The sequence below is a fragment of the Corynebacterium aurimucosum genome, from assembly GCF_046895345.1.
In the GTDB taxonomy this organism is placed as follows: domain Bacteria; phylum Actinomycetota; class Actinomycetes; order Mycobacteriales; family Mycobacteriaceae; genus Corynebacterium; species Corynebacterium aurimucosum_G.
Genome location: NZ_CP160096.1, coordinates 859,430 through 884,336 on the forward strand (window position 1 = coordinate 859,430; position 24,907 = coordinate 884,336).

22 protein-coding genes are annotated in these 24,907 nt (G+C 59.8%); 2 read left to right on the plus strand and 20 right to left on the minus strand.

From position 1 onward, the window contains the following. Positions 1-20 precede the first annotated feature (20 nt). The 8 genes from ABZS45_RS04200 to ABZS45_RS04235 all read right to left on the minus strand — a co-directional run bounded on the left by ABZS45_RS04200 (position 21) and on the right by ABZS45_RS04235 (position 9,305). On the minus strand, positions 21-935 hold the full coding sequence (locus ABZS45_RS04200; RefSeq protein ID WP_412100762.1) for a carbohydrate ABC transporter permease: 915 nt from the start codon (positions 933-935) through the stop codon (positions 21-23). 3 nt (positions 936-938) lie between these two features. Further along, positions 939-1,784: a carbohydrate ABC transporter permease gene (locus ABZS45_RS04205; protein ID WP_144013207.1), complete on the minus strand. Its 846-nt coding sequence runs from the start codon at positions 1,782-1,784 to the stop codon at positions 939-941. Positions 1,785-1,972: 188 nt separating this feature from the next. Beyond that, positions 1,973-3,304: an ABC transporter substrate-binding protein gene (locus ABZS45_RS04210; protein ID WP_412100764.1), complete on the minus strand. Its 1,332-nt coding sequence runs from the start codon at positions 3,302-3,304 to the stop codon at positions 1,973-1,975. Positions 3,305-3,669: 365 nt separating this feature from the next. Continuing rightward, complete coding sequence (locus tag ABZS45_RS04215) at positions 3,670-4,914, minus strand: DUF4032 domain-containing protein (RefSeq protein WP_412100766.1); 1,245 nt, start codon at positions 4,912-4,914, stop codon at positions 3,670-3,672. 82 nt (positions 4,915-4,996) lie between these two features. Continuing rightward, positions 4,997-6,127, minus strand: coding sequence for an ABC transporter ATP-binding protein (locus ABZS45_RS04220; RefSeq protein ID WP_412100767.1), 1,131 nt, complete (start codon positions 6,125-6,127; stop codon positions 4,997-4,999). 205 nt (positions 6,128-6,332) lie between these two features. Continuing rightward, positions 6,333-7,208, minus strand: a complete 876-nt coding sequence (locus tag ABZS45_RS04225; RefSeq protein ID WP_412100768.1) for a polyprenol monophosphomannose synthase — start codon at positions 7,206-7,208, stop codon at positions 6,333-6,335. Between the two features lie 28 nt (positions 7,209-7,236). Beyond that, positions 7,237-8,724, minus strand: coding sequence for an apolipoprotein N-acyltransferase (gene lnt, locus ABZS45_RS04230; RefSeq protein WP_412100769.1), 1,488 nt, complete (start codon positions 8,722-8,724; stop codon positions 7,237-7,239). Further along, a complete protein-coding gene (locus ABZS45_RS04235; RefSeq protein WP_412100770.1) occupies positions 8,724-9,305 on the minus strand; it encodes an FxsA family protein in 582 nt (193 codons plus the stop codon). The genes lnt and ABZS45_RS04235 overlap by 1 nt, the downstream gene beginning before the upstream one ends. Positions 9,306-9,375: 70 nt before the next feature. Here ABZS45_RS04235 and ABZS45_RS04240 point away from each other — a divergent pair, with 70 nt between their 5' ends. After that, the gene (locus ABZS45_RS04240) at positions 9,376-10,215 is read left to right on the plus strand and encodes a cobalamin biosynthesis protein (RefSeq protein WP_412100771.1); all 840 of its coding nucleotides are present in this window, start codon (positions 9,376-9,378) and stop codon (positions 10,213-10,215) included. On the opposite strand, the gene ABZS45_RS04245 is transcribed toward ABZS45_RS04240, so the two are convergent. Further along, positions 10,212-10,976 (minus strand): SDR family oxidoreductase, encoded by a 765-nt coding sequence (locus ABZS45_RS04245; protein ID WP_412100772.1) that lies wholly within the window; start codon positions 10,974-10,976, stop codon positions 10,212-10,214. The two genes, ABZS45_RS04240 and ABZS45_RS04245, sit on opposite strands and share 4 nt — an antisense overlap. Further along, positions 10,976-12,091 (minus strand): M24 family metallopeptidase, encoded by a 1,116-nt coding sequence (locus ABZS45_RS04250; RefSeq protein WP_412100774.1) that lies wholly within the window; start codon positions 12,089-12,091, stop codon positions 10,976-10,978. The genes ABZS45_RS04245 and ABZS45_RS04250 overlap by 1 nt, the downstream gene beginning before the upstream one ends. Positions 12,092-12,136: 45 nt before the next feature. On the opposite strand from ABZS45_RS04250, the gene ABZS45_RS04255 reads away from it, so the two are divergent. Continuing rightward, the gene (locus tag ABZS45_RS04255; RefSeq protein WP_412100775.1) at positions 12,137-12,766 is read left to right on the plus strand and encodes a trypsin-like peptidase domain-containing protein; all 630 of its coding nucleotides are present in this window, start codon (positions 12,137-12,139) and stop codon (positions 12,764-12,766) included. A 9-nt stretch (positions 12,767-12,775) separates the two neighbouring features. Here the strand turns inward: ABZS45_RS04255 and ABZS45_RS04260 are convergent, their stop codons facing one another. From ABZS45_RS04260 to ABZS45_RS04305, 10 genes are all read right to left on the minus strand, one after another. After that, complete coding sequence (locus ABZS45_RS04260) at positions 12,776-15,589, minus strand: DEAD/DEAH box helicase (protein ID WP_412100776.1); 2,814 nt, start codon at positions 15,587-15,589, stop codon at positions 12,776-12,778. 87 nt (positions 15,590-15,676) lie between these two features. Further along, the gene (gene tatC, locus ABZS45_RS04265) at positions 15,677-16,666 is read right to left on the minus strand and encodes a twin-arginine translocase subunit TatC (protein ID WP_412100777.1); all 990 of its coding nucleotides are present in this window, start codon (positions 16,664-16,666) and stop codon (positions 15,677-15,679) included. Positions 16,667-16,857: 191 nt separating this feature from the next. Further along, the gene (gene tatA, locus ABZS45_RS04270; protein WP_412100778.1) at positions 16,858-17,121 is read right to left on the minus strand and encodes a Sec-independent protein translocase subunit TatA; all 264 of its coding nucleotides are present in this window, start codon (positions 17,119-17,121) and stop codon (positions 16,858-16,860) included. Positions 17,122-17,204: 83 nt separating this feature from the next. Then, positions 17,205-18,170, minus strand: coding sequence for a helix-turn-helix transcriptional regulator (locus tag ABZS45_RS04275; protein WP_412100779.1), 966 nt, complete (start codon positions 18,168-18,170; stop codon positions 17,205-17,207). Continuing rightward, positions 18,163-19,206: a helix-turn-helix transcriptional regulator gene (locus ABZS45_RS04280; protein WP_412100780.1), complete on the minus strand. Its 1,044-nt coding sequence runs from the start codon at positions 19,204-19,206 to the stop codon at positions 18,163-18,165. Before ABZS45_RS04280 ends, ABZS45_RS04275 begins: the two co-directional genes overlap by 8 nt. A gap of 31 nt (positions 19,207-19,237) precedes the next feature. Next, positions 19,238-20,620, minus strand: coding sequence for a Pup--protein ligase (gene pafA, locus ABZS45_RS04285; protein ID WP_412101136.1), 1,383 nt, complete (start codon positions 20,618-20,620; stop codon positions 19,238-19,240). Between the two features lie 47 nt (positions 20,621-20,667). Then, complete coding sequence (locus ABZS45_RS04290; protein ID WP_010186632.1) at positions 20,668-20,859, minus strand: ubiquitin-like protein Pup; 192 nt, start codon at positions 20,857-20,859, stop codon at positions 20,668-20,670. A gap of 35 nt (positions 20,860-20,894) precedes the next feature. Next, the gene (gene dop, locus ABZS45_RS04295; RefSeq protein ID WP_412100781.1) at positions 20,895-22,439 is read right to left on the minus strand and encodes a depupylase/deamidase Dop; all 1,545 of its coding nucleotides are present in this window, start codon (positions 22,437-22,439) and stop codon (positions 20,895-20,897) included. A 2-nt stretch (positions 22,440-22,441) separates the two neighbouring features. After that, positions 22,442-24,010: a proteasome ATPase gene (arc, locus tag ABZS45_RS04300; RefSeq protein ID WP_412100782.1), complete on the minus strand. Its 1,569-nt coding sequence runs from the start codon at positions 24,008-24,010 to the stop codon at positions 22,442-22,444. Between the two features lie 45 nt (positions 24,011-24,055). Then, positions 24,056-24,892, minus strand: a complete 837-nt coding sequence (locus ABZS45_RS04305) for a tRNA (adenine-N1)-methyltransferase (protein ID WP_010186638.1) — start codon at positions 24,890-24,892, stop codon at positions 24,056-24,058. Positions 24,893-24,907: the final 15 nt, after the last annotated feature.

Genomic DNA, 24,907 nt, shown 5'->3' on the forward strand with positions numbered 1-24,907 from the left:
TTCTAACCTATCGCACCGGTTTAACCCTTCACGGCACCGGCAGCCACACCTTCGATGATGTGCTTCTGCGTGGAGAAGTAGAAGATGACGATCGGGATGATGGCGAGAACCAACATGGCCATCATGGCACCCATATCGCGGTTACCGTTGGAGCCAACGAAGGACTGGATGACCACCGGGATGGTCTTGTATCGCGTGGACAGGCCGATGACCAAGTATGGCAGCAGGTAGTCGTTCCACACCCACATGGCATTGAGAATGGCCACGGTGATAGCAGTTGGCTTGAGCATGGGCCACACCACACGGAAGTAGTTTTGGATCGGCCCACAACCGTCGATCATCGCGGCTTCCTCGACATCCAGAGGGATGGACTTGACGAAGCCTGCAAACATGAACACTGACAGACCGGAACCGAAACCGAGGTAAAGCACCACGATACCGATCGGGTTGTTGAGGTGAAGCATGTCTGCAATCTTGACCGTCGGGAACATGACCATCTGGAAGGGGATGATCATGGAGACCACGAAGAGGTAGTACAGAAGGTTTGTCCACCACGTCTTGACGCGCGTGATGTAGTAGGCGGTCATCGCGGAGAAGAACACGATGACGATGACGGACAAGATCGTGATGATGAAGGACCACAAGGTCGCTTCCAAGAATCCCTGCTTGGTCAAGCCCACCATGAAGTTCTCGAAGCCGACCCAGGTTTCACCGATGGGAAGCGAGAAAGGATCGGAGGAGATAGCGAACTTGGATTTAAAGGAGTTGATGAAGATGAAGAAGATCGGCCCGAGGAAGACGATGGTGAAGAACGCCAGAATGGCGTAGACCACGAACTTGGCGCCGCCAGACATCCGAGTCTTATTATCCGAGGGAAGCTGGTGATCCTTCTTCTTCGAGGCCGGAACGGCCTGCGCTGAAGTGCTGGTAGTCATAACTTAAGCCTCGATTTCCTTGGAGCGGGTCGCGCGCAGCTGGAAGTAAGCGATGACGACCACAACGACGACGAAGATGACAGCCTTGGCTTGGCCGACCCCCTCGACATTCATACGGTTAAAGAGCGTGTTGACGATGTTGAGCGCCACCATCTCAGTTTGCCCGCCAGGAGCGCCGTTGGTCAGCGCCAAGTTCTGGTCGAAGAGCTTGAAGGAGTTCGACAAAGTCAGGAAGAGGCAGATGGTGATGGATGGCATGACCATCGGAATAGTGACGTGGCGCAGCATCTCCCACTTATTGACACCGTCGAGCTCGGCAGCCTCGATGAGCTCGGGCGGGACGTTCTGGAGGCCGGCGATGTAAATGATCATCATGTAGCCGATCAGCTGCCAGTTAAGCAGCATGATGAGGCCGGCATAGCCAAACTTCCAATCCGCGCTAATCGTCGTCGCATAGTGCGAGAGCACGGCGTTGATCATGGTCTGCCAGGTATAGCCCAGCACGATGCCGCCGATGAGGTTCGGCATGAAGAAGACTGTGCGGAAAAAATTGGTACCGCGAAGTTTGCGGGTCAGCATCCACGCCAGGAGGAAGGCGAAGACATTGACGGTGATCACGGAGACGATGACCACGAGGACAGTGAAACCGAAGGCTGAGATGAAACCTTCGCGTTGGGAGAAAGCTTTGACGTAGTTGTCGATGCCAACCCACTTGGCGTTGGTGATGGTGGTGAACTTCGTAAAGGAAAGGAAGAAACCCACGATGAACGGCACCAAGAAGGCAATCATGAATGCCAGAAGGGTGGGCAAGACAAAGACTGGGAAGTACTTCTTCAGCGTTGCTTGCATGGTGGTGAAACCTTAATTTCTGGTGGTGCCACACGTGTCCTAGCGGGAAGGCGGCGAGGAGAGGAGGCTGAGGATGCGGAGAACCAGTCGCGCACGTGCTACCGGCGTGGGCCACAATCCTCACCTACTCCCCTCCCCGCCCTCCAGTGCCGGAAGACGTTTGGCGAGGGGATTGGGACTTTAAAGATTTAACCCCAGTTGGATTCCTTCTCAGCAGCCCAGTTGTCCTTGAACTGCTTGACGACGTCCTCCCACTTCAGCGTTCCGGAGGCGTACTGTGACAAGGCCTGGCCGAAGTCATCCTTGAATTGCTGCGACGGGAAGTACTGGAAATTCCACGGGTAGGTGGTCAGATCCTCGTTAGCGATAGCTTCCGCGACCTGCTCAGCAAGGGGGTCATTCGGGGTGTCTTCAGCGGTGTAGCTTTCGAACGGTGCGATGAAGCCAAGGTCCTTCACTACGTGCTCCTTGCCAGCATCAGAGGTAAACAGCCAATCCACGAAGTCCTTAGTGGCTTGCTGGTCGACCTCGGAGGCCTCAGAGTTCACACCCAGGTAGTTCTCGGTGCCGACGTTGATGCCGTACTTCTCTTCGTCTGGCAGACCCATGTACATGGGCAAGAACTTGATCTTGTCTTCCTTGACCACGTTGCCAGAGGTCTCGGAAATCTGGGACCATGCCCAGTTACCGTTCTGAACCATGGCGGCCTTGCCCTGTGCGAACTCGGCCATGGAATCAGACACCGTCTTAGAAGGTGCAAGAGACTTTTCTACGGTGGAGTTATCAAGGTAGAGGTCGAAAAGGTTCTTGTACTCCTTGTTGTAGGAGAATTCGATCTCGTTGGTGTCCTCGACGTTCTTGTCCTGGTACTCCTGCCAGATCGGAGCGTTAGCCAAGTGGGTCTGCCAACGCCAGTCTTCACCGGAGGTCAGTGAGGTGGAGGCGAAGGCGCCCTCGATACCGAGCTCGTCCTTCTTTGCCTGCATATCCTCGGCGACTTCCTTGAGCTTTTGGTAGCTCTTGATTTCATCCGTGGACTTGATTTTCGCGCCGGAGGTGGCGATGTACTTGTCGAAGATCTCGTCGTTGTAGATGATGCCGAAGCCCTCGACGGCGAACGGGACGCCGCGTACCTCTCCGTCCTCGGTGGTTAGCGGTGGGATGTCGTCGGTGAGCTGCTTAGCTACCTCGGTGTCCGACATATCTGCCATGTAGTCTTGCCAGGTGATGAAGCCAGCAGGTCCGTTGACCTGGAAGAGAGTCGGGGCTTCATCCTTACCGATTTCCGCCTTGAGGGTCTGCTCATAAGAGCCGGAGGCGGCGGTAACGACCTTGACCTTGACACCGGTTTCTTCGGTGTAGGCCTTGGCGATCTCTTGGTAAGCGGCGTCCTGCTCAGGCTTGAAGTTGAGGAAGTAAACATCACCTTCCTCATCAGTGGAGCCTGAGCACGCGACGAGGCTTGCGGCGGCAAGCATGGAAGCCATGCTGATGGATGCGATGCGAGTAAGACGCTTCATGAGGTCCTCATCTTTCTTGATGAAAAGCGGGATGGTGGGCCGAGGATAGATACCCGGCTCGTATTCGGTTGTGTCTGGGAGACCTCCCGTAACGAAGGCTTCTTCCCAGCGCCACCAAGTGCTTCATAGCGGATCGTAGTCCGACTATGAACTGGTTAGCCTGTCTTCCATCCTAGTGAGGTATTCCACATATTCAAAAGAATTCGGACACAAAACACCCGATTGTGACCATATCCATATTCGGGCATGGAAGCCCTCCCCATTTATGGGGCAATCGGACCTAAAACATAGAAATACATATAAAAAACAGTTGAAAAAGTCCGGTTGGATTTGAGATTGCGGGCGTTGTTGGGATACGCGAGAGGTTATGACAAGTCCTCGTCTGCCGGGGGTGTGTTGAGGAGCCGGGCCTCAGCACGGCGGGCTGGTAATACAGACGCCAGATAGGATGCCGTGGCCTCCGCGAGCGTGACAGCCTCTCCCCTTTCCTGGGCGAGGAACCAACGGTGATCGACTATCTCGTGGAAGATTTGTGCCGGCTCAAGCTTGTCTAGCATCTCTTCGGGCACGGCAGCGATAGTCGGCTCATACTCATGCGTCATCCAGAGATGCGCGGCTTGGGTAAGACCCACATGCGGTCCGCATTCGACGGCCTGATAGGCCTGGATCGAGCCCAACAGGCGTTGGGCCTGGTGTTCCTCGACGCTCAGTCCGGTCAAGCTCAACAGCTCTGCACGATAGTGGCCTGGATCCACCACCACAGGGCGAATGTGCACAACCTGTCTCGAATCGTCCTTAGTGACCTTGAGCTCCCCTACGTCAAAGCCCAGTTGATTGAGGCGGTCGATTCTCTCGGAGACGCGCCAGTACTCACTGGCATCCACGGCCTCCTCAGCGGTGAGCTCCGTCCACAATTCAAGATAAGAACTTTCGACGAGACCTCCTAGGGCGATGACATCGATGGACTTATCTAAGCATTCACCCGCCTGTAGGTCCATGAGCTCCCCGATGATGTTGACGCGGGCAATGTCGACGTCGTAAAGCCTGCGTGATTCGGAGAGGTTGGGTTGGAACTCACCTGTCTCGGCATCGACAAGATAGGCGGAATAGGTTTCAGCATCGCGCCGAAAGAGAGTGTTGGACAGTGACACATCGCCCCAGTAGAAGTTGAGCAGATGCATCCGCACCAACAGCACGGACAGGGCGCGGATGAGCTTTTCCGCCTCGATGACCGTGAGGTGGCGGGAGAAAATCTCGCGATACGGCAAGGAGAATTCCAAGTGCTCGGTCACCAAAGCCGCGGTCAGCTCTCCATAGCTTTCCTCTGCTGGATGGCGTCCCGTGATGACGGCAACGGGCCGCACACTGGGCGCGCCAAGGCGTTGCAATTCTCGCAACATCTTGTACTCGTGGTGGGCGGTACGCGCACCAATTTCTTTGACCGCGACGATGCCGCGGTTGATCCCCACGAACCGCACGATATGCCGGGAGATACCCCTGGGCAATGCGGCGATGAGATCATCGGGCCACTGCTCCAAGGGCGTGTCCCAGGGCAGCGTCAGCAGTGCCGACGCGTACGTCGACGAGGTGATGCTCATGGACTCTTTCATGGTGAATCACTCCACCTTTTCTGCTGATTATGGCTAGAGCTGCCCTATTCAGTACGTGCCGCGGGGCAGCCGGCATGTGGGCTTAAGGAAGGCGCTTGCCAGTCGACGCCGAGAAGTTGTGCTGGCCACCCTCCACGATGCGTGCGTGGAAAATGCTGCCCGGAGCCGGCGCGGTGTTCGGCGCAGCGCGGACGACGATTTGGCCGGACTCGGGGACGTCCTCGCTTGAGGAACCGAGGTCGCCCTCGCCCACCAGCTTGCCGTAGAGAAAGGAGTCAGAACCAAGTTCTTCCACGAAGTCGAGCTTGATCGGGATGGAAAGATCCGTGGACTCGCCCTCCGGGATAATCTCCAGAGCTTCTGGGCGGAAACCGATGGTGATGCGGCCATTATCCTCAGGCGTCATGGCTGCCAAAGTTTCCTGAGAAAGGTTGATGCGAGCTTGGCCAGAGGTAGCGTCACCATCCTTCACCGAGAAGGTGCCCAAGTTCATGGCTGGGGAGCCGATGAAGCCCGCGACGAAGACGTTGGCGGGGCGGTCATAAAGCTCGCGGGGCGCGCCAACCTGCTGCAGGTAGCCATCCTTCAGCACTGCGATACGGTCACCCATGGTCAAGGCCTCCGTCTGGTCGTGGGTGACGTAGACGGTGGTAACTCCAAGCTTGCGCTGCAGGGCTGCAATCTGGGTACGCGTCTGAACACGCAGCTTGGCATCGAGGTTAGACAGCGGTTCATCCATGAGGAAGACCTGCGGGTTGCGAACAATAGCGCGGCCCATGGCCACGCGCTGGCGCTGACCGCCGGACAGGGCCTTCGGCTTGCGCTCAAGGAATTCGGTCAGGCCCAAGGTAGCGGCGGCTTCGTCGACGCGCTTATTGATCTCGTCTTGGGGTTTGCCGGCGATCTTCAGCGCGAAGCCCATGTTCTCGCGCACGGTCATGTGTGGGTAGAGAGCGTAGTTTTGGAAAACCATGGCGATGTCACGGTCACGCGGTGCAACGTGGGTGACGTCCTTGTCGCCGATGAAAATGGCACCGTCAGTGACGTTTTCCAGACCGGCTAGCATGCGCAGCGTGGTGGACTTACCACAGCCAGAGGGCCCGACGAGGACGAGGAACTCGCCGTCGGCGATTTCCAAGTTGAACTTCTTGACGGTAGGTTCCTTTGCTCCCGGGTAGGTCAGGGATGCGTCTTTGAACGTTACGGTTGCCATAGCAAAAACTCCTCCATCGGCAGGTACGTGCCGAACGATCCGTAGTGTGAGAAACAGTGAAGTGAATCACTGTGCACCAGCTACAGTGCCACTTACGACATTAGCACTAGTGCTGGTAGCTACGGTAAAAGCCCGGAAGCCATAACGGGCTTCCGGGCTGGTTCTTATTCCTCACGCGCGTGTATCGGGCGCCATGAGCATCAAATTAACGCTTGAGGGTGCCTTTCACCAGGTTGGAGACTTCGGAAACAAAGTCGGCCACGGCATTCTTGGCCGTGTTGACCTTCGGGCCAAGCTCCATGTCTTTGACCGTGCGGGAGCCGATCTTCGATACTTCCGAAGTGAAATCACTGATCTGCTCAGAGCGGTGAGCCACGCCCCACTTGGTTACTTCGAGCAGGGAATCCTTGACAAAGGAGCCGTCCAGCTTGGATTCGCCAAGCTCACGCTCGGTAAAGGTGATCGGAACCTCGCGGACATCGAAGCCATCCTTGATGGCGCGGAAGGCAACGTCCACCTGGAAGATATAGCCGGCGTTGGAGAGCTCTTCAAAGTCGAGGTGTTCAAGAAGTTCGCGCCGGAAAGCGCGGTAGCCAGCAGTCATGTCATTGATACCGGCCCCCAGGGCCACCGAAATGTACTTGTTGCCCAGACGGGAGAGCAGTTCACGGTTGGCAGGCCAGTTGACGGTCTCGCCGCCCGGCACGTAGCGAGAGCCGATTACCAAGTCAGCGCCCTTGTCAATTTCCTCGAGCAGCAGGTGCAGCTGCTCCGGAGCGTGGGAGCCGTCGGCATCCATTTCGCACAGAACCTGGTAGTCCTTCTCCAGCCCCCACTCGAAGCCGGCGATGTAGGCGCCGAGGAGGCCACCTTTTCCTTCGCGGTGTAGAACGTGCAGGTGAGAATCCTCGGCGGCCAGCTTGTCCGCGGCCTCTCCGGTACCATCCGGGGAATTATCGTCCACGATTAGGATGTGAACCTCTGGCGTTGCCTTGCGCACGCGGCCGGTAATCAGCGGCAGGTTCTCAATCTCGTTATAGGTGGGGATGATGACCAGAGTTGATTCGTGGGTCGAGCTCACTAGTTCCTTGCTCCTTTGGGTTTCTGCTTTAAGGCGCACTGCGTCGTCCGGACAAGCGGGTGGAATAGATCGCAAACAGCGCGCAGACCGTTCCAATAATAGTCATGAGCCACTGCAGGAGCGAACCATAACGCACCGCAAATGTATGCCCTTCTCGCAGCGGAAGTTCCTCTTCGAGGTACGTCGGTTCAAAGATACCGCTGTCTTGGCTCACTGAACCATCGGGGTGCACGATGGCTGAGACTCCTGATGTGGCGGACACAACCACGGCTCGGTCCGCTTCCATCGCGCGCAGGCGGCTCATAGCCAGCTGCTGGTAGGTCATGTCAGAATCGCTGAACGTGGCGTTATTGGTCGGCGTTGTGAGAATCTGTGCGCCGTTTTCGATGGCCGTTCGGAACGCCTGGTCAAAGCTGACCTCGTAGCACGTAGCAACGCCCACTGCAGTCCCGGCCATGGTCACCACGCCTGACCCGTCACCGGGCTTCATATCGCCCGCGAGGTCTACCAGATCAGTGATCTTCCTAAAGAATTCGCGCATCGGCATCGTCTCACCAAAGGGCTGCAAGTATTTCTTGTAGTGGTGTTGCCCCACCGAGCCATCCGGGTTGAACACCTGCATAGTATTGCGCGCGCCGACCTCATCTCGGGTGAGAGTTCCGACCAAGATGGGGGCGTCGATGTCGTGGGCGGCGCCGTCGATAAGCGCCCGTGCGTCCTCGTTGGCAAAAGGGTTGATATCGGAGGAGTTCTCCGGCCAGATAACGATATCCGGGCGGTGCCCATCCTGTGCGGCTTGTTCGGTGACGCGGACGTGGTTATCCAACACTGCGCGGCGTTGCGCTGCAAAGTCAAGGCCCAGCCGCGGGACGTTTCCCTGGACAGCGGCTACCGTGACCGTGCCTGTGGTGTGGTTAGGTTGATTCACGCCTTGCGCTGCGATGAGCCCTGCAAGAAGCGGCACCGCCAGGAATGCACAGGCCAACCGTGGTGCGCGCGCAAGGCCCACCACTCCCGCGGCGACGCAGACGACCGCAAAGCTAATGAGCGCAGGCCCACCCCATGGGGCAAGGTTGGCAAGCGGCCCTTCAATCTGTCCCCACGCCAGACGTACCCAGGCAAACCCTCCAAAGGGCACGGAGGAGCGCAGCATTTCCACCGCCACATAGAAGAAGGGAAAAAGTGCGTAGCCATAACTCAAGCGCAGCAACGCTGCCCCGCCGATACCGAGGAGGATGCTGTACAGGGACAGGAAGATAGCGAGCGCAATATAGGGCATGTTGCCTACGAGCTCACCAATCCACGGCAGAGTGAATAGATATAAGACAGCGCTATGGACCACAGCGATGAGCGCCGCCCACCCTAAATGCAGAGGGTTTCGCCAAGGCGATAACGCAGCCACCAACATGGCCACCCCAATGATTCCCGCAGCCCACCAGCCGCGCGGCTCCACCGATAGATACGTGACCGCGCCCGAAAGGGCTGCGAGGACAAGCCGGGCACACACAGCGAGCACTATTTATTTCCGTCCTCAAAGTCCTCGGGCTTGACGTGTTGGGTCCATGTGCGGATTTCATCTTCATCGAGGACTTCGTGCGTTTGGTCCGCTTGTCCCCTGCTCCCCATGGCGCTGCCGCCAGCGCCCGCGCCGAAGTTTCCAAAGGATCCATAGGAGTCGCGGTGCTGCGCCATGGGTGAGGCCTCGTAAACGCGCACGCCCATGTCTTCGATTTTCCGGAACATCGACGCGGCAAGAAGCGTGCGGATGATGGAACGCGTTGGCGCAAAAATGAGCAGAACCCCGATGATCGTGGAGACGAAGCCGGGCAGCGAAAGCAGGATTCCGCCCACCATAGTCAGGCCGACGTTGCCGGCTGTTTTACCTGGAGTGGGATCCTCCATTACATAGACTCCGTCTTCGGTCTGGCGGATGCGGCTGACCATCATGCGGCGAACTTCCCAGCTGGCTATCGTCATGCCGAAGAGCATGGTCAGCGCCAAGGCTAATAGTGCCCACAGCACGCTAATCCACTCGGCGACGGCCCAAAAAGCCAGGGTTTCGAGGAGGATGTACGCGATGAACAGAAGAAACGGCATGCAGCCCACCATACTTGCTGGACCTGCCGGTTCGCTGGAGACCCTCCCGGAGCGATTAGACTGACCCACCATGTCCCTCCCCGAGTTGAAGCATCCCGAATCCGATACCTTGCGCTTCCATCCCGCCGGCGGTGTTGTCACCCCCGAGCAGTGGCTTGCCCTAGGCCAGACCGCCAGAGAACACGGCGACGGCTTTGTGTACCTAGAGCAGCACAGCGTCATCAGCCTGCGCGGCATCCGTGATGAGCAGGTGCTTGGCGACGTCCCCCTTCCCACCACCGCCGCCCACGTGCTGGCCTCTCCCCTCTCCGTTCATGCACGCCGTGTGGCGCAGCACGTTGCTGATGCCCTGGCTGCAGCCGAAGGAGCCTCCGCCGCTCTCGACCAGGATGCACTCTTCGGTATCGATGGTGGCGCGGGCGATCTCCTCTCACACGGTGTGGCGGCTGGGCTCCAACTATCCGGTACTAGCACTAAAGAAGACGAGGACGCCGGCTCCGTGCGCCTCATCCGAGAGGGGGCGGTTACCGGTCCGGCCCTAGAACTAGACGGTGCGATTTCTCAGCTCGTCGACTACGCGCTCGAGCTATCTGCTCAGCGCCCTGAAGCCATCGATGGCTTCCCCTCGCCGACGCGTGCTGCCTCTGCCGCGCCGACCTTGCCCATCGGCTGGCTGACCGAACACACTGAGCCCGGCCGCGTCGATCTGGGCGCGGGGCTGCAGGATGGCGTGTTGCCCGGCGAATACGCTGGACTCATGGCCCAGCTGGGCGCGTCGATTTCAGTTACGCCGTGGCGGGGTTTGGTTATCCACGATTTGGCCGAAGGCGATGCTGACGTCGTGCTCCGAGTCCTTGCGCCGCGCGGCTTCATCTTTGATGCTAACTCCCCCGCCCTCGGGCATCACTAGCGCGGCATGTGCCGCCAGATTGGCCGTGGGACCAGCTTCATGATCCACGCCAACACCTTAAGCCTCCGGGGGATCCACAGCGTACGGGAGACCGGCCGTGAATCCGACGGGGACTCGGTACCCGACGAGGACTCGATGGCCTTCACCACAGCTTGTGCCACGACGTCTGGGGTCACCGACAAGGGCGCGGGTTTCATCCCCTCAGTCATGGATCCGATGACGAATCCGGGGCGCGCGGTGATCAGGGCTAGGTCGCTGCCCTGCAGCCGATCCGCTAAACCCTGGCAGAAAGCATCCAGGCCAGCCTTTGTCGAGCCATAGACATAGTTGGCTCTGCGCGCACGCCAGCCGGCGATGGAGGAAAAGGCCACGATGTGGCCCGTGGTCATGACATCAGCGAGCACGGTGAGTATGGATACCTGCGCTGCAAAGTCCACCAGTGCTATGTCGAAGGCGTGGGCCTCGTCATGCTCGGCGCGTTCCTGATCACCCAGGATTCCGAAGGCGACGACCGCTGTTGTAATGTCCTCATCCGCGAGTGCTGAGGCTTGTTCGATGACTGAGCGGTGGGAGGAGACATCCGCAGCGTCGAAAGATAGCGTGTGCACGGACCTCGCTCCATCATGCATAAGTTTCGAGCGCAGTTTCTCCATCCCGTGCTCACCGCGTGCGGCGAGTACCACTGGGCGCCCCACGCACAGCCGACACGCAAGCTCCCCACCGATATCGCTGCGCCCGCCAAGAATCAACAGCGCACCCATTAACGCAACCCCCTTGGGGCCTGGTTCAGGGACTCACACCCGGATTCAGTGGTCACCACGATGTCTTCCAGACGCATGCCCCACTTACCCGGCACGTAGACACCCGGCTCAATAGAAAAGGCCATGGATTGGGAAAGCTCCAGCTCATTTCCCTCCATGATGAAGGGCTCCTCGTGCGTGGACAAGCCAATGCCGTGCCCAGTGCGGTGCGTGAAATATTCACCCCAACCGGCTGCTTCGATCACACTGCGCGTGGCACGGTCAATATCCTGGGCGCTCGCCCCCGGGCGTGCGGCAGCTCGTCCGGCAGCCTGGGCCTTTTCTAGGACCGAGTAAGCCTCGCGAAACTCTGCCGGCGCGGCAGCAGGATCGGCACCAACCACGTAGGTGCGGGTGCAGTCGGAGCGATAGCCCGAGGGCAGCGTGCCGCCAATATCCACTACCACGGGATCGCCGGCGGCGAGTACACGGTCCCCAAAGTCATAGTGTGGGTTGGCTCCATTCGGACCGGAGCCCACGATGATGAAATCCACCTCGCGGTGCTCGCGCAGGATAAGCTCCCGTACATCTGCGGCTACGTCGGCCTCGGTGCGGCCCGGCTGCAGGAGGCGCGGCACCTCGGCGTGTACAGCGTCGATAGCTCTCGCTGCAGCGCGCAGCTCAGCCACCTCATCTGGATCCTTGCGGGTAAAAAGCTCGGCGAGGGCCTCGGTGACCAGAACACACTTTGCAGCGTGCTGTTCTTTCGTGGACTTCGCCTCCAGGTTGTCAATTGCGGATTGAAAGCGCAGCACGTGATCGGCGGTGAGTGAGGACCCCAAGGCAACGGTGGTAGGGCGCACACCTCCCAAGGCCAGCGCATAGGGATCCTGCCCATCGCTCCACCCCACCAGCTGGGCTGCAACGCCCTGAAGCGACTCAATGTCGGTGCTGGGGGCGACGATTACCGGTTCGGCATCGGGGCAGATAACCAAACAGGTCAGGCGCTCGTGGGAGGAAACCCACGAACCGGTGAGGTACGCGAATTCGGCACCTGTCCCCACTAACAGGATGTCGATGCCCTTAGCAGCGGCGATAGCGCGGGAGCGGCTCAGTCGGGGCGCATAATCAGTCATGACAGTTAGCCTACCGCCCGCCTTCGTCCAGTTAAGCTGGGAGGCGTGAATTCCCATCGCGCTGCCGTCAAGATCCGTAATCGTTCAAGCTATTGCTCGGGAGTGCTCATCGATGCCTCCTTAAACCCCCGCACCCAGCAGGCAACCCGGTTGGTTCTGACCTGCGCGCACTTCTTCCGCGGCGGCCTTGACAGAGGGGATCAGTACAAGGTGAGTGGCGGGTTCAATCGGCGCGTGGCCGCCGTGCGCACGATTGACGGGACCGACATGGCGCTGTGCTTGCTAGACCGGCCGGCCCCGCCCCGGGACCTTCCTGGGCTTGCAAAAAGCACCCCACCATTCCGCTCCCCAGTCACCACCTGGGGATACGGCGGAAAAGCTCGCCGTGCCCAGCAACGCAGTGGGCTTTTTCTCCTTCCCTTCTTCCGCACCTGGTCCATTGACTTCCGCACCACTGTCTCCCCCGCCGGATTTGTCTTCAACACGATTCCGGCAGTCAAAGGTGACTCGGGCGGTCCAGCTTTAGTCGATGACGCCGTCATCGGTACGCAAGCCCTCATACTTAACCCGCTGGGGCGCAACCTCAAGCTCGCCACTGTGGCACTAGTTGCGCCCCACCGCCAAGCACTCGCGGCGGCAGCCACGGCACTGCTTCGCGGTGGCTCCGAAAACTAGGCGCTAAGCCTAGGCGCCGATGGCGACGACGCCGCGCTGGATCGCGTCAATGGCGCGCCGGGCATTTCGGCGAATCTCGTCCTCGTAGCCGGTCTTGGCCACCTGCTGGAGCAGGTCGATGACCTGTCGACACCAGCGGACAAAGTCACCGGGGGTGAGTTCCGCGCCGGATTCGTTTGCCGCGGCCATGCAATAGGCCAAGGGGGCGCCCGCGGTCCACTGGTGGACAGCGAGTGCAAAGGCTGGCTCCGGCTCGCGCGTTTGAGGCAGGTTATGGCGTTTCTCATCGGCGACGAGCTCTCCGTAGATGCGCCAGGTTGCGTTCATGGCGTCCGCCATCTCGTCGGTTGCTGCGCCAGGTTCGCCGCGGGTGGCCTTGCGGTTTTCGAAGACGCAGAGGGAGGCCACACCAGCGAGCTCCGCCGGGTCAAGCTCGTTCCAGATACCGCGCTTGAGGCATTGCGCAACCAGGAGGTCGGATTCGGAATGGATCTTGGCCAAGCGCTCGCCCTCATCCGTGATGACCGGTTCGCGGTTTACTCCATAGCCTTCGAACTCCACGTAGTCCATCTCTGCCAGCAGGTCCACGATGCGCTCAAACGTGCGGCCAAGGGTATCTGTGGCGCGCTCTACCTTGGCTTCTAGTCGTGCCAGTTCTCTCTCGCGGCGCGCCAGCTTTTGTGCCACACCGGCCAATTGCTCGCGGTCAGTCGCCGGCCAATGGTGCACTGGATGTTCGCGGAGGGCATCGCGCAACTGCGCTATCTTCTTGTTGGGGCGATTGCGCGGCTCGGTGCGCATCTTCTTCGGCCGCTTGTAGTAGTCGCGCTTGAAGGACTCCTGGACAAATCGGGTATGGCGGCGCGGATTCTTCTGGGCTGCACGCGGGAGCTTCATGTGGCCGACGACGATTGGAGGATTATCAATGCCGGCGGAATCGATACGCCCAGACCAGCCGGTCTCCGTGGTAACCCAGGGACGTGGATCAGCAGTCTGGTTTGCCGGGGTAATAACGACGGCCAGAGTTGGGCGCTTCTTCGTGGCGATAGCGATGACCTCACCGACCTGCAGCCGGGCAAGGACCGCTGCGACCTCCTTGTGCCGCTCCTCCTTCTTGGAGGCCCGTGCCGTTTTCTCCTCCTCAGTTAGCGCACGGCGCAACCGCATGTAGTCCATGAGGATCTCAGCTGGGTCCTCGCCATCGGTGACCGGCGGAGCCAAATTATCCACGGCCTCATCCAACTGCGTGCGAAGCTCGCGGACGCGGTGTTCGGCACGCTCGATCTCGCGGGTTTCCTCCACAACGGATCCATCCGCCTGGAACTGAGCAAAAGACTTTTCTAACAGGCGCAGCGAGTCATCAAAGCCGAGCATGCCCAGCAGGTTAATGGCCATGTTGTAGCCAGGTTCGAAAGTAGAAATGAGCGGATATGTACGGGTCGATGCAAGTCCCGCGACCGCAGTGGGATCCATAGCTGGTGCCCACTGCACGACGGCATTGCCCAGGGTATCGATGCCACGCCTGCCTGCTCGACCGGTGAGCTGAGTGTACTGGCCGGGGGTGAGGTCCACGTGTGCCTCGCCGTTGAACTTCACTAGCTTCTCCAGCACCACGGTGCGCGCCGGCATATTGATGCCTAGGGCAAGGGTTTCGGTGGCAAAGACCGCACGAACCAGGCCTTTCACGAAGAGCTCCTCCACGATGTGCCGAAAGGCCGGAAGCATGCCTGCGTGGTGAGCGGCAAAGCCGCGCGAGAGTGCCTCGCGCCAGCGCTTGAAATCAAGGACCTTGAGGTCCTCTTCCGGGATGCCTTCCACGCCTTTATCGACAATGGCCTTAATCTCGATGGCCTCCTCCGGGGAGGTCAACACCATGCGGGAGCGCAAACACTGGTACAACGCACCATCGCAGCCTGCGCGGGAGAAGATGAAGGTAATTGCCGGCAGCATGTTCATTGACTGCAGCTCTTTGAGTACCTCCGGCCTGCCAAGCGGACGGTAACGGTCTTGCACGCGGGGCGCACCACTGCGTGAATCCCTGCGCCGATCGTTGCGCCCGCCGCCTTTGTGCCGAGCGCGGGCGCGAAAGCTTGCGCGGTTCTGGGCATAGTCTGCGCGTCCCGTATCGCTATCACCAGCTTCCAGTCGATGGATACGCCGTTCTAGCTCAGTGTTTACTTGACCGCCTGACTCGGGTTCAAAGAGCGGATAGATTTTGCGGCCGACCATCATCCACTGGTCCAGTGGTACGGGGCGCTTTTCAGTGACGATGACCTTGGTATCCCCGCGCACGGTGGTCAGCCACCGGCCGAATTCCTCGGAGTTGGACACCGTTGCCGACAAGCCGATGATGGAAACGTGCTCCTCAAGGTTGAGGATGACTTCTTCCCATACTGCGCCGCGTGAGGCATCGGCCAGGAAGTGGATCTCATCCATCACCACGTGGGTCAAGCGGTCCAGTGCGCCTGAGCCCGCATAAATCATGTTGCGCAAAACCTCAGTGGTCATCACGAGGATGTCCGCGGAGGAATTAATGGAGACGTCACCGGTCAGCAGCCCGACCGCATCCTCACCATGTGCGTCAACCAGGTCGTGATACTTCTGGTTACTCAGCGCTTTGATGGGTGTGGTGTAGAAACAGCGGGTCCCTTGGCGCAGCGCCAAGGACACGGCGAACTCACCCACCACGGTTTTACCGGCACCGGTGGGTGCACAGACCAGAACGCCGTGGCCGTCTTCCACGGCTTGGCATCCCTGGATCTGGAAGTCATCCAGTGAGTACGGCAGTGCTTGGGTGAACTCGTCCAGATGCGTCAGTGTCATAAGTCCCCAGGGTACCCGTCAGACACCGTCTGCTAGCACGCCGGTACCAGGCTCCGAGCAGAACTCTTGGGCAGGAGGCTCAAGAGCCTACAGAACGTCGTCGAAAAAGCCGCTCTGCGGGGGCTGCGTGTTCGTCTGTTGAGGCTTCGACACCCGAGCGTCACCGGTCGAAACCGAGGCCCCAGGCCTAGAAGACACCGGCGTCGATGACGCAGAAACATTAGTGGGCGCAGATACCGGGGTTGGTGCGCCTATGGCACCCGGACCTTCACCCAGCGCGGAGGCAGTTTCGTCATCGAGGTCAAGCCAGTCTGGGCGCTCGCGCTTCTGGCGCTTGTCGTTGATGCGGCAGAATTGGAAAGCTATCTCGACAAGGATTACGAGGGCACCAGCCAAGACCAGCATTGAAAAGGGCTCTTGGCCCGGTGTGACAACCGCCGCGAAAATCATGATGGCGACAATGATGATGCGACGCTTGTCCTTGACGTGGTCATACTCCAAGACACCAATCAGGTTGAGGCAGACCACAAGTAATGGGATCTCAAAGCTCACGCCGAAAATCAGGAGCAACGCCAGCAAGAAGTAGAAGTAACGCTCACCCGTCAGTGCCGCAGTTTGGTACTCGGAGCCCATCCCCATGAGGAATTCCAAGCCCACGGAAAGGATGACGTAGGCAAGAATCGCGCCGAGGACGAAAAGCAGAACCGCTGTCGAGACAAACAAGAAGGTAAAGCGGCGCTCGTTCTTGTGGAGGCCAGGCACGATGAAGGCCCAGATCTGGTAGAGCCAGACCGGTGAGGACAATACGGCGCCAGCCAACGCACCGACCTTGAGGCGCAATAACAGCATTTCGAACGGGCTGGTGGCAAGCAGGCGGCACTCACCGTCGGCGGTGAAAGAAACACGCTTTTCCTCAGGAAGCGAACAATAAGGACCGCGCAGGATTTCGCCCAGCGGTGACGTGCCAAACGGGGCGTTCTGGTACCAAATAAAACCAATGATGGCGCCAACCACCAAAGCGAGGAGAGAAATGACGATGCGTCGGCGCAGCTCCTGGAGGTGCTGGACTAGGGTCATCTCCCCCGTCGGATTCTTGGGCTTGCGGCGTAGCTTTGAGCCCCATTTTTGTTTCCGCGCGTTAGAACCAGTATTAGACGGTGTGCTCGCGGCACTCACAGCAAGACCTCCACAGAAAAGCCCACGGCGGCAGGCAAGGCCCTACTGCTCCGAGAAACTCAGAGCGCGGTCTGCTCGCCGAGAAAAGATTATTAGTTCTGGTTTCCGTCAGCCGGCTTAGAAGCACGCGGCTGCATCTCTGGGCTATTCCAGAAGTCTTCGTCATTCTTCTTGGAAGCAGCAATCTGGGCCTGCTGCTCAGGAGTGTTGTTCTCCTCCTTCATTTCTTTTACTTCAGACTTGAAGATGCGCATGGATCGGCCCATAGAGCGAGCTAGCTCTGGCAGCTTCCTTGCGCCGAACAACAGCACGATAACGAGGACGACAAGGCCGATTTCCAAAGGTCCCACGGTCATGGAGGGTGCCCCTTCTTTCTAGGTCGATAAAGCGTACGGTTCCACGCAACGAAGTGCTGCACGGGGCGCACGCAGGAGAGCTCTTAGTCTGGCAGTTGAGTATAACGCTCCAGCGCCCGATTTCTATGCTCCGAAATGGCGTCGACAAGCTTCTGGGGTCCCACGACCCGCAAACGGTCAGCTTGCCCGAGGGCGAAACGACTAAACCATGCCTCGGATCCGACGGGCATCTGCGCAGCTATGAACCCATTTTCAAGTGTTTCGCCTAGGGTGATGTCGTAGTGTTCTGCTAGCCAGGTGAATTCTTGGTTAATCTCCAGCTCCGCAACAAGAGTGTGATCTAGACCAAACGGCGAGTCCGGGTTGAAATCCAGCTCTCGCACGCGCGGGGTAGCGGAAGCTTCGAGCACCTCGACATCACTCATGCGGTCGAGGCGGAAGGTGCGGTGCTCCCCCACCGATTCATCCCATGCCACGAGGTAGGGCTCGCCATCCACGATGAAGATGCGGGCCGGGTGCACGGTACGCTCGCTGGTGCGGTTGGAGGACATGCTCCAGTAGGTAAAGCGCACTTGCTGGCGCTTGTCGACGGCCCCCGCTAGCGCGGCCTGCACCTGCGACTCTTCGGGATTAATCGTGGCCAACGAGTCATAAATGGCGGCGGTCTTTTCATCCATGATTCCGCGCAGTTTCGCGGCAGCAGAATGGACTGCGGAGACGTCGACAAGCCCCGGCATTGCCTCGAGGGACTCAAGCGTTAGCAACAACGCGCCGGCCTCGGTGGGGGTCAAACGCAATGCCTGGGTGAGGCCCTGGTCGTTGTAGATTTCGATGCCATCGCGGTAGCTAAAGCTTAAATCGATAAGGTCTTCAGTATTGCGGCCTACACCAGAGCAGAAAAGTCTATCGACAGCATCCTTAAGTTCAGTAGGGGTCATCCCTAAATCCTCAGCGGCCTCCATCGGGGTTAGCCCCGGGTGGTTGCGAAGATACGGGATAAGGTTGAGGGAACGAACCAGCGATTGCAGCTTGCGAGGTTGATCAGCCACGGTGGGCCTCCTTCGTCGGTGCCTTTGTCGTCCCCGTGGTCGCGGCCACCGTCGCATCGGTACAGCCGACAGTTAAGAGTGTGATGATGTCAGCACGCACTTCTGGCGGTTCGATCACCACAACATCTGGCGCATAACCAGCAGCGGTGCGCACCAGCCAATCCCGCCGCACGGCGGTGAGTTCTACGAGGTTGTCCTCGCGCCTGCGTCCGGCGTCGACAAGCTCGACAGCTTGGCCCTCTGGTACGTCAAGGAGAGCGTCCACGGTATCGCCACGGTCTAGTGCCTCCACAACGAGCTCTTGCAGTGGTGCGGTGGGCTCGAGGTGCGTGGCTGCATGACGCGAACGCCTGACGTTATCCACGCGGGTAGCGCGAAACGTCCGGGGTGCTTCGCGGTCCACATCCCAACCAACGAGATAGACCCGATCACGGTGGTTGACCAGCCCCCAGGGATCCATGTGGCGGCGAACCGCTTTGGCAGAGGGCGTAGCGTAGTAATCGAAGGAGATACGTAGTCCAGCACGAACGGCCGTGATCACCGCGGTGACAAGCTCTGGGCTCAATCTGGTCATGTCATTGACTGCGGTATAAACCGGTGCACCGTTCAAGTCACGCGAAGCTCCCGAGGCCGCGATCTTGGTCCACGCAGATAGGCTGAAATCGCTTAAACCCCCAGGGGTGCCAATGCCGCCGGCAACGCCCAACACCATGGCCTCCTCAGGGGTGAAATCCACGGCAGGCAGCTGGTAGCTTTCGGGATCAAGGCGGTAAAGCGACCCTTGCTCGCCGCTGCTGTGCACTACCGGAACACCAGCGCGTTGCAGAGTCAGAATGTCACGGGAAAGTTGTTTCTGAAAAGCCTCGTCACTGCGAGACTGGTAGCCCTCGACGTGGCTGCGAATCCAGGCTGCGCTGCGGTCAGGAACTCCGCCTTGGTGCGCGGCGCCATGGAGGGCGAAGGTGAGGTTGGTGAGCCTTTCGATAGCGCGGTCTCTGACCGGCGTCCGGGCTGCAGTGCGATCTGCTGAAGGCATAGTGGCAGGTTCCTTGATCAGCTCTACGGCTCTACGAGCCTGGGTGCGAACGCATGTAGTCTAACAACCCATCTAGGCGCGGGTCCTCGGACACAAAGGGATCAGAGAATTCCTCGGTCATGGGCTCCGGACGGTTGACCTTCATCCGCGTCCAATCCACCGTTACCGCGGCATCGAACTCGCGGGCAACAGCGAGAAACTCCCCGCGCAGCTTGGCACGGGTGGTCTGCGGGGCGGTGTCAACGGCAGCATCGATTGCAGCATCGCCGATCCAGCGCTTCACCATGCCGCGCTGCTCCAATACGCTGTAGAGACCACGGCCGGGACGGATGTCGTGGTAGGTCAGATCAATCTGTGCCAGCTTGGGGTGCGACCAATCCCCGCCCAGGCGCTCTCGGTAGCGGTTCAGCAGGCTGCGCTTGATGACCCAGTCGATCTCGCGGTCGACGTCAGAAAAGTCCTGCGTCTCGATGGCCAGGAGGGTGCGCTTCCACAAGTCCACGACACGGGCCAGCTCAGCCGTCGGCGTGCCTGTGTCTTCGCGGTGTTCCAGCCAACGCTCAGCGGCGGTGCAGAGCTCTTGCTGCACGGCGAGTGCGGTGGTGCTGCCGCCTCCCTCAAGCGGGAGCTCGGTGCGGCCGGTGGGGTCGAGGGCGATAGCCCTAATGTGTTTAATTGGCTCGAGTACCGAGAATGCCGGCACCTCAAAACCGGCCTCCAGCATCTCCAGCATGAGCAGCGTGGAGCCAACTTTGAGGGCCATCGTGGGCTCAGCCATATTGGAGTCGCCGACGATAACGTGCATGCGACGGAAACGCTTCGAATCCCCATGCGGTTCATCGCGAGTATTGATGATGGGCCGCGAGCGAGTCGTGGCGGAGGACACGCCTTCCCAGACTTGGTCGGCGCGCTGCGAGAGCACGAAACGAGCTGCTTCTTCTCCCCTAGCAGGTCTAATCATCCCCGCGCCACAGATGAGCTGGCGTGTGATCATGAATGGCAGGAGAGCTTTGCCGAGGTCCTTGAGCACTACGTGGCGGCCGATGAGGTAGTTCTCGTGGCAGCCGTAGGAATTGCCCGCGGAATCGACGTTATTCTTGAACAGATAGACGGCGCGCTTCTCCCCCTCCGCCGCCAGATTTTCCTCCGCCTGCACGGCCATGCGGTTGACCATGGCATCGCCGGCGCGCTCATAGGCAATGAGCTGGCTCAGGCTATCGCATTCCGCGGTAGCCACCTCCGGGTGGGAGCCGACGTCAAGGTAGAGACGGGAGGCGTTGGTGCTAAAGATATTCGAGGAGGAGTACTTCGACACGATGGGCCGGAAAAGCACGCGGGCGATTTCATCCGGGGACATCACCCGCTGTCCATCGCTTGCGCTCGCAGTAATGCCGTACTCGGTTTCAACTCCCATGATTCGGCGCGCATAAACAGGGGCGCCACCGGAGGACCGTTCCACCTTTATTCGCCGCCCTTTTGGACGTAGGAGCGCACGAACTCCTCGGCATTGGACTCCAAAAGGCCGTCAATCTCGTCGAGGAGGTCATCGGTACCCGCGCTGTTGATGCTGACTTGTCCGGCATCGAACTCCGGAGTGTCGCCTCCTTGACCGTTGCCGCCACCGGCGTTGATCTGAGACTGTTGTCCGCTCATGGTGAGAGCTCCTTTCGCGAGTGGAGAATGCTGCGCTAATACAGTGTAGGGTACTCGATTCGCACCCCGAGCTGGCGCAAACTATCTACGAAGTCGGCGGCGCTGTTTGCAGATTCCAGCAAAACGCCCACCTCGTCCTGCCCAAGACGTGTGGTGTCGTCAAGCGCCACGCAGGCGGTTCCAGAGTTAGAACCTTCGGCTTCACCGATGCGGAAGGTCAGCGACTGCCAGGACGCCGCTAAGACATCCTCTCCGAACTTTCGGGTGGCATGGCCGCGCAGGTAGGCGCGAGTATCCGCAGGAGGAGTATCGGCAGCTGCGGCGATCTCTTCCTCGCTAACCAAAGTACGCATCTGTCCCTTGCGCACGAGCGCATGGTAGAGGGACTTTGCCGGATCGATATCGGTGTACTGCAGATCGATGAGCGCTAGCTTCGGGTCATCGGCATCCACGCCGCGGTCGAGGTAGCCCTTAATCAAGCGGTATTTGGCTACCCAATCCAGCAGGTGGGCGGCCTTGAGCGGGTTCTCGGCCAGGAGGTCGACAACCTCGTCCCAGGCGGCGAGCACTTTTTCATCCGCTTCTGAGGCGGCGGTGACCCTCTCCCGGTAGACCGCGAGGAGGTCGAGGGCGGTGAGGCGGCGGCCGTCGCGAAGCGTCAGCTGGTGCGTCAAGGTGAGGTCGCGGCTCACCCGCTGCACCTCCTCCACTGGCTCTGCTAGGCGCAGGTCACTAAAGTCCACGCCGCTCTCGATGGCATCGAGCACCAGCGAGGTCATGCCCAGCTTGAGCAGCGTCGAGGTATGGGAGATCGTGGCATCGCCGATGATGACGTGTAGGCGACCGAAGTCCTCGGCCACCGCGTGCGGCTCGTCGCGGGTGTTGATGATGCCGCGGTTCAGGGTGGTCTCCAAGGAGATTTCTTGCTCGATATAGTCAGCGCGCTGCGAGATCTGGAAGCCTGGTCCCTCTCCGTCAGCGCCCAAACCCATGCGCCCGGCACCGGTGACTACCTGGCGGGCGACGAAGAAGGGAATCAGCCCCTGGGCAATATCCTCGAAGTCCGTATCCCTGGAGTACTGATAGTTCTCGTGGCTGCCATAGGAAGCTCCCTTGCCGTCCACGTTGTTCTTGTAAAACTTCAGCGGCGGGCAGGGATCGTGCGTGGCCAGTACGGACGTGTCCTGAGCGGTCAACGATGCTACGGCCTCCCCTGCACGGCGCAGGATGAGGTCGCCGGCGGCGTCGTAAAGCATCGCATCCCAGGCATTCGTGCACTCCGGTGAGGAGTACTCGGGATGGGCGTGATCGACGTAGAAACGCGCACCATTGGCGGTCACCACGTTGGCCACTCCCAAAGCATTCGGATCCACGACGGGCACGGTGTGATAGCGCTTGAGATCGAAACCGCGGCTATCGCGCAGTGGGTGCTCCTCCCGAAAATCCCAGCGGGAGCGCGCACCGGTATGCAGGGCGGCATAGGCCACAACAGCATGGGTGGAGGTCACAATCGGTGACAGTGCCGGGTTGGACGGCGTAGAGATTCCATATTCAGTTTCGGTTCCTAGAACACGGCTCATGGCTACACTCCCATCAATTCGACCTCTGTGACATATGCGCCAGCAGAGGTACCGGCGACGATCTTCGCCCATTCCTCCGGGTTGGCGGAGGTCGGTACGTATTCAGATTCTGCCTGCTCAGCGGCGATGGCCTGGTGCAGGTGCGCGGCGGTGATGCCTGCGGGCTGTGCCGCTTCGCGGTTTGTGGTTGTGTCCAACGCTGCCTTAATCGCTAGCTTCTTGGCACGGGAAACGATGTTGGCGATCATGGCGCCAGACACGAAGTCCCGGTAGTGCAGCACGCGCGGATCCGCGTTAGCGAAGTGGAGTTTGACAAACGGCCGCTCGGCGTAGAGGTCTTCGACCGCGGTATCGATGAGCTGGGAAATATCGCCCTCGTGGGGGACGGACTCCGGGAAGTGGCGGGCAAAGATTTCGCGTGCGCCCTGTTTGGTCGGGCGGTTGACACGGATCTTGATGTCGAGGCGCCCCGGGCGCATGATGGCGGGGTCGATGAGTTCCTCGCGGTTGGTGGCACCGATGACGATGACGTTGCTGAGCTTCTCCACACCGTCCAGCTCCGTCAACAGCTGCGGGACGACGGTGGTTTCCATATCGGAGGACACGCCGGAACCACGTGTGCGGAAGATGGATTCCATCTCATCGAAGAAGATGATGACCGGGCGCTGGCTGCCATCGGCGCTGGGCTCGGAGGCAAGCTCGCGGGCGCGCTCAAAAATGAGGCGGATGCGGCGCTCAGTCTCGCCCACGAATTTGTTGAGCAGTTCTGGGCCCTTTACATTGAGAAAGTAGCTGGGGGCACTAGCTCCGAGCGACGCGGACAGCGAATGCGCCACCGCCTTGGCGATAAGCGTTTTGCCGCAGCCCGGCGGGCCGTAGAGCAGTACGCCCTTGGGCGGCTGGAGATCGTACTGGCGGTAGAGCTCCGGGTGCAGGAAAGGCAGCTCGACGGAGTCACGGATGAGGGAGATCTGCTCATCCAAACCGCCGATGTCCTCGTAGGAGACGTCAGGAACTTCCTCCAGCGTGAGTTGCGCTACCTCAGTCTTGTGCACGCGATCGGTGGCTACACCAGATTTGGGCTCAACCAAGAGGGTATCGCCGGCGCGCACGGTATCCCGCAGTGCTGCAGCGAGGAGAACAACCTGCTCCTCACCAGAGGAATTGATGACCACGGCGCGGTCGGTGCCGAGACGTTCTTGGAGCGTTGCCAGCGCGCCCGTATTCACCGGGGCGCAGGCCTCCACGACGACGAAGCCCTCGCCCAAGCGAACCTGCTGACCAACTTTCAGGGAGCCGGGCTCCAGGTTTGGCGAAATCTTGACCCGCATGGCTCGGCCATTGGTATAAACCTCGGCGTCACGGCGTGAATCATGCGCGCGCCCGGAATAGCCAAGAAAGACACCGTACGTTGAGGCGGGCTCCGCAAGAGCATCAACTTCCGCGAGCATCTGCTGAAGCTTTGTACGCGCATCCTTCAACAGGGCAGCAAGCTTGGCATTGCGTTCAGCGAGCTGCTCTATCTGGCGACGCTGCTGGCCAAGTTCCTGGGAATGAGTGGCATCGTTCATAGAGTCCACCCTAGCGCGCAGTGCGCCACGTTTAGCGTGAGGGGCTTATTTTCGGGCGCGGCGCTGTGGGCGGGGCGGAGTGACGCCGTCGGCAAGCCGGCGCGTCCAGATCAGAAACGCGGTGTGCGCGTTCATGCGATGCTCCGGGCGGGTGGCCAAACCTTCCACCTTCCATTCACGCACGAGGGACTCCCAGGCCCGCGGCTCCGTGAAGCACTTGAGCTCGCGGATTCCCTCCATCACCTTCATCAGCTGTGGCACTGTGGCCACGTAGGTCATGAAAACGCCGCCTGGAATGAGGATGTCGCGCACCTTCTCGAGGTGCTCCCAGGGCTCGAGCATGTCTAGGATGACGCGGTCCACGGGGCCGCCCAGCTCCTCGACGGTGACATCGGCCAAGTCTCCCAGACGCGGGCTCCACCATTCGGGCTGTTTACCGAAGTATTCGGTGACGTTGTCCACGGCGTATTCCAAGTGGTCATCGCGTACCTCATAGGAGAAAACGTGGCCTTCCGGCCCCACGGCGCGCAACAGCGTCATTGAGAGAGCACCGGAACCGGCGCCGGCCTCGAGCACGCGTGCGCCCATGAAGATATCGCCTTCGACCAGAATCTGCGCGGAGTCTTTGGGATAGATCACCGCGGCACCCCGTGGCATCGACAGGACATGGTCCACCATGAGGTGGCGGAACAGGAGGAAGGAGCTACCCAGAGTCGAATCGATGACGGAGCCCTCATCCATGCCGACGACATCATCGTGGTTGATGATGCCCTTGTGCGAATGGAACTGGCCTCCCTCCTCGAGGACGATGGTGTAGTGACGCCGCTTGGCATCGGTGAGCTGCACGCGGTCGCCGTAGCGGAAGGGGCCTGAATAAGCCATGGCGTGGGAACCTTT

Bases quoted from the DNA above. Each gene is read 5' to 3' on its own strand.
- tatC (WP_412100777.1), bottom strand. From the start codon at position 16,666: ATGACCCTAGTCCAGCACCTCCAGGAGCTGCGCCGACGCATCGTCATT.
- ABZS45_RS04260 (WP_412100776.1), bottom strand. From the start codon at position 15,589: ATGACACTGACGCATCTGGACGAGTTCACCCAAGCACTGCCGTACTCA.
- ABZS45_RS04210 (WP_412100764.1), bottom strand. From the start codon at position 3,304: ATGAAGCGTCTTACTCGCATCGCATCCATCAGCATGGCTTCCATGCTT.
- ABZS45_RS04235 (WP_412100770.1), bottom strand. From the start codon at position 9,305: ATGCCGTTTCTTCTGTTCATCGCGTACATCCTCCTCGAAACCCTGGCT.
- ABZS45_RS04240 (WP_412100771.1), top strand. From the start codon at position 9,376: ATGTCCCTCCCCGAGTTGAAGCATCCCGAATCCGATACCTTGCGCTTC.
- ABZS45_RS04215 (WP_412100766.1), bottom strand. From the start codon at position 4,914: ATGAAAGAGTCCATGAGCATCACCTCGTCGACGTACGCGTCGGCACTG.
- ABZS45_RS04305 (WP_010186638.1), bottom strand. From the start codon at position 24,892: ATGGCTTATTCAGGCCCCTTCCGCTACGGCGACCGCGTGCAGCTCACC.
- dop (WP_412100781.1), bottom strand. From the start codon at position 22,439: ATGAGCCGTGTTCTAGGAACCGAAACTGAATATGGAATCTCTACGCCG.
- ABZS45_RS04205 (WP_144013207.1), bottom strand. From the start codon at position 1,784: ATGCAAGCAACGCTGAAGAAGTACTTCCCAGTCTTTGTCTTGCCCACC.
- ABZS45_RS04220 (WP_412100767.1), bottom strand. From the start codon at position 6,127: ATGGCAACCGTAACGTTCAAAGACGCATCCCTGACCTACCCGGGAGCA.
- ABZS45_RS04200 (WP_412100762.1), bottom strand. From the start codon at position 935: ATGACTACCAGCACTTCAGCGCAGGCCGTTCCGGCCTCGAAGAAGAAG.
- tatA (WP_412100778.1), bottom strand. From the start codon at position 17,121: ATGACCGTGGGACCTTTGGAAATCGGCCTTGTCGTCCTCGTTATCGTG.
- ABZS45_RS04290 (WP_010186632.1), bottom strand. From the start codon at position 20,859: ATGAGCGGACAACAGTCTCAGATCAACGCCGGTGGCGGCAACGGTCAA.
- ABZS45_RS04250 (WP_412100774.1), bottom strand. From the start codon at position 12,091: ATGACTGATTATGCGCCCCGACTGAGCCGCTCCCGCGCTATCGCCGCT.
- pafA (WP_412101136.1), bottom strand. From the start codon at position 20,620: ATGGGAGTTGAAACCGAGTACGGCATTACTGCGAGCGCAAGCGATGGA.
- ABZS45_RS04280 (WP_412100780.1), bottom strand. From the start codon at position 19,206: ATGCCTTCAGCAGATCGCACTGCAGCCCGGACGCCGGTCAGAGACCGC.
- ABZS45_RS04245 (WP_412100772.1), bottom strand. From the start codon at position 10,976: ATGGGTGCGCTGTTGATTCTTGGCGGGCGCAGCGATATCGGTGGGGAG.
- arc (WP_412100782.1), bottom strand. From the start codon at position 24,010: ATGAACGATGCCACTCATTCCCAGGAACTTGGCCAGCAGCGTCGCCAG.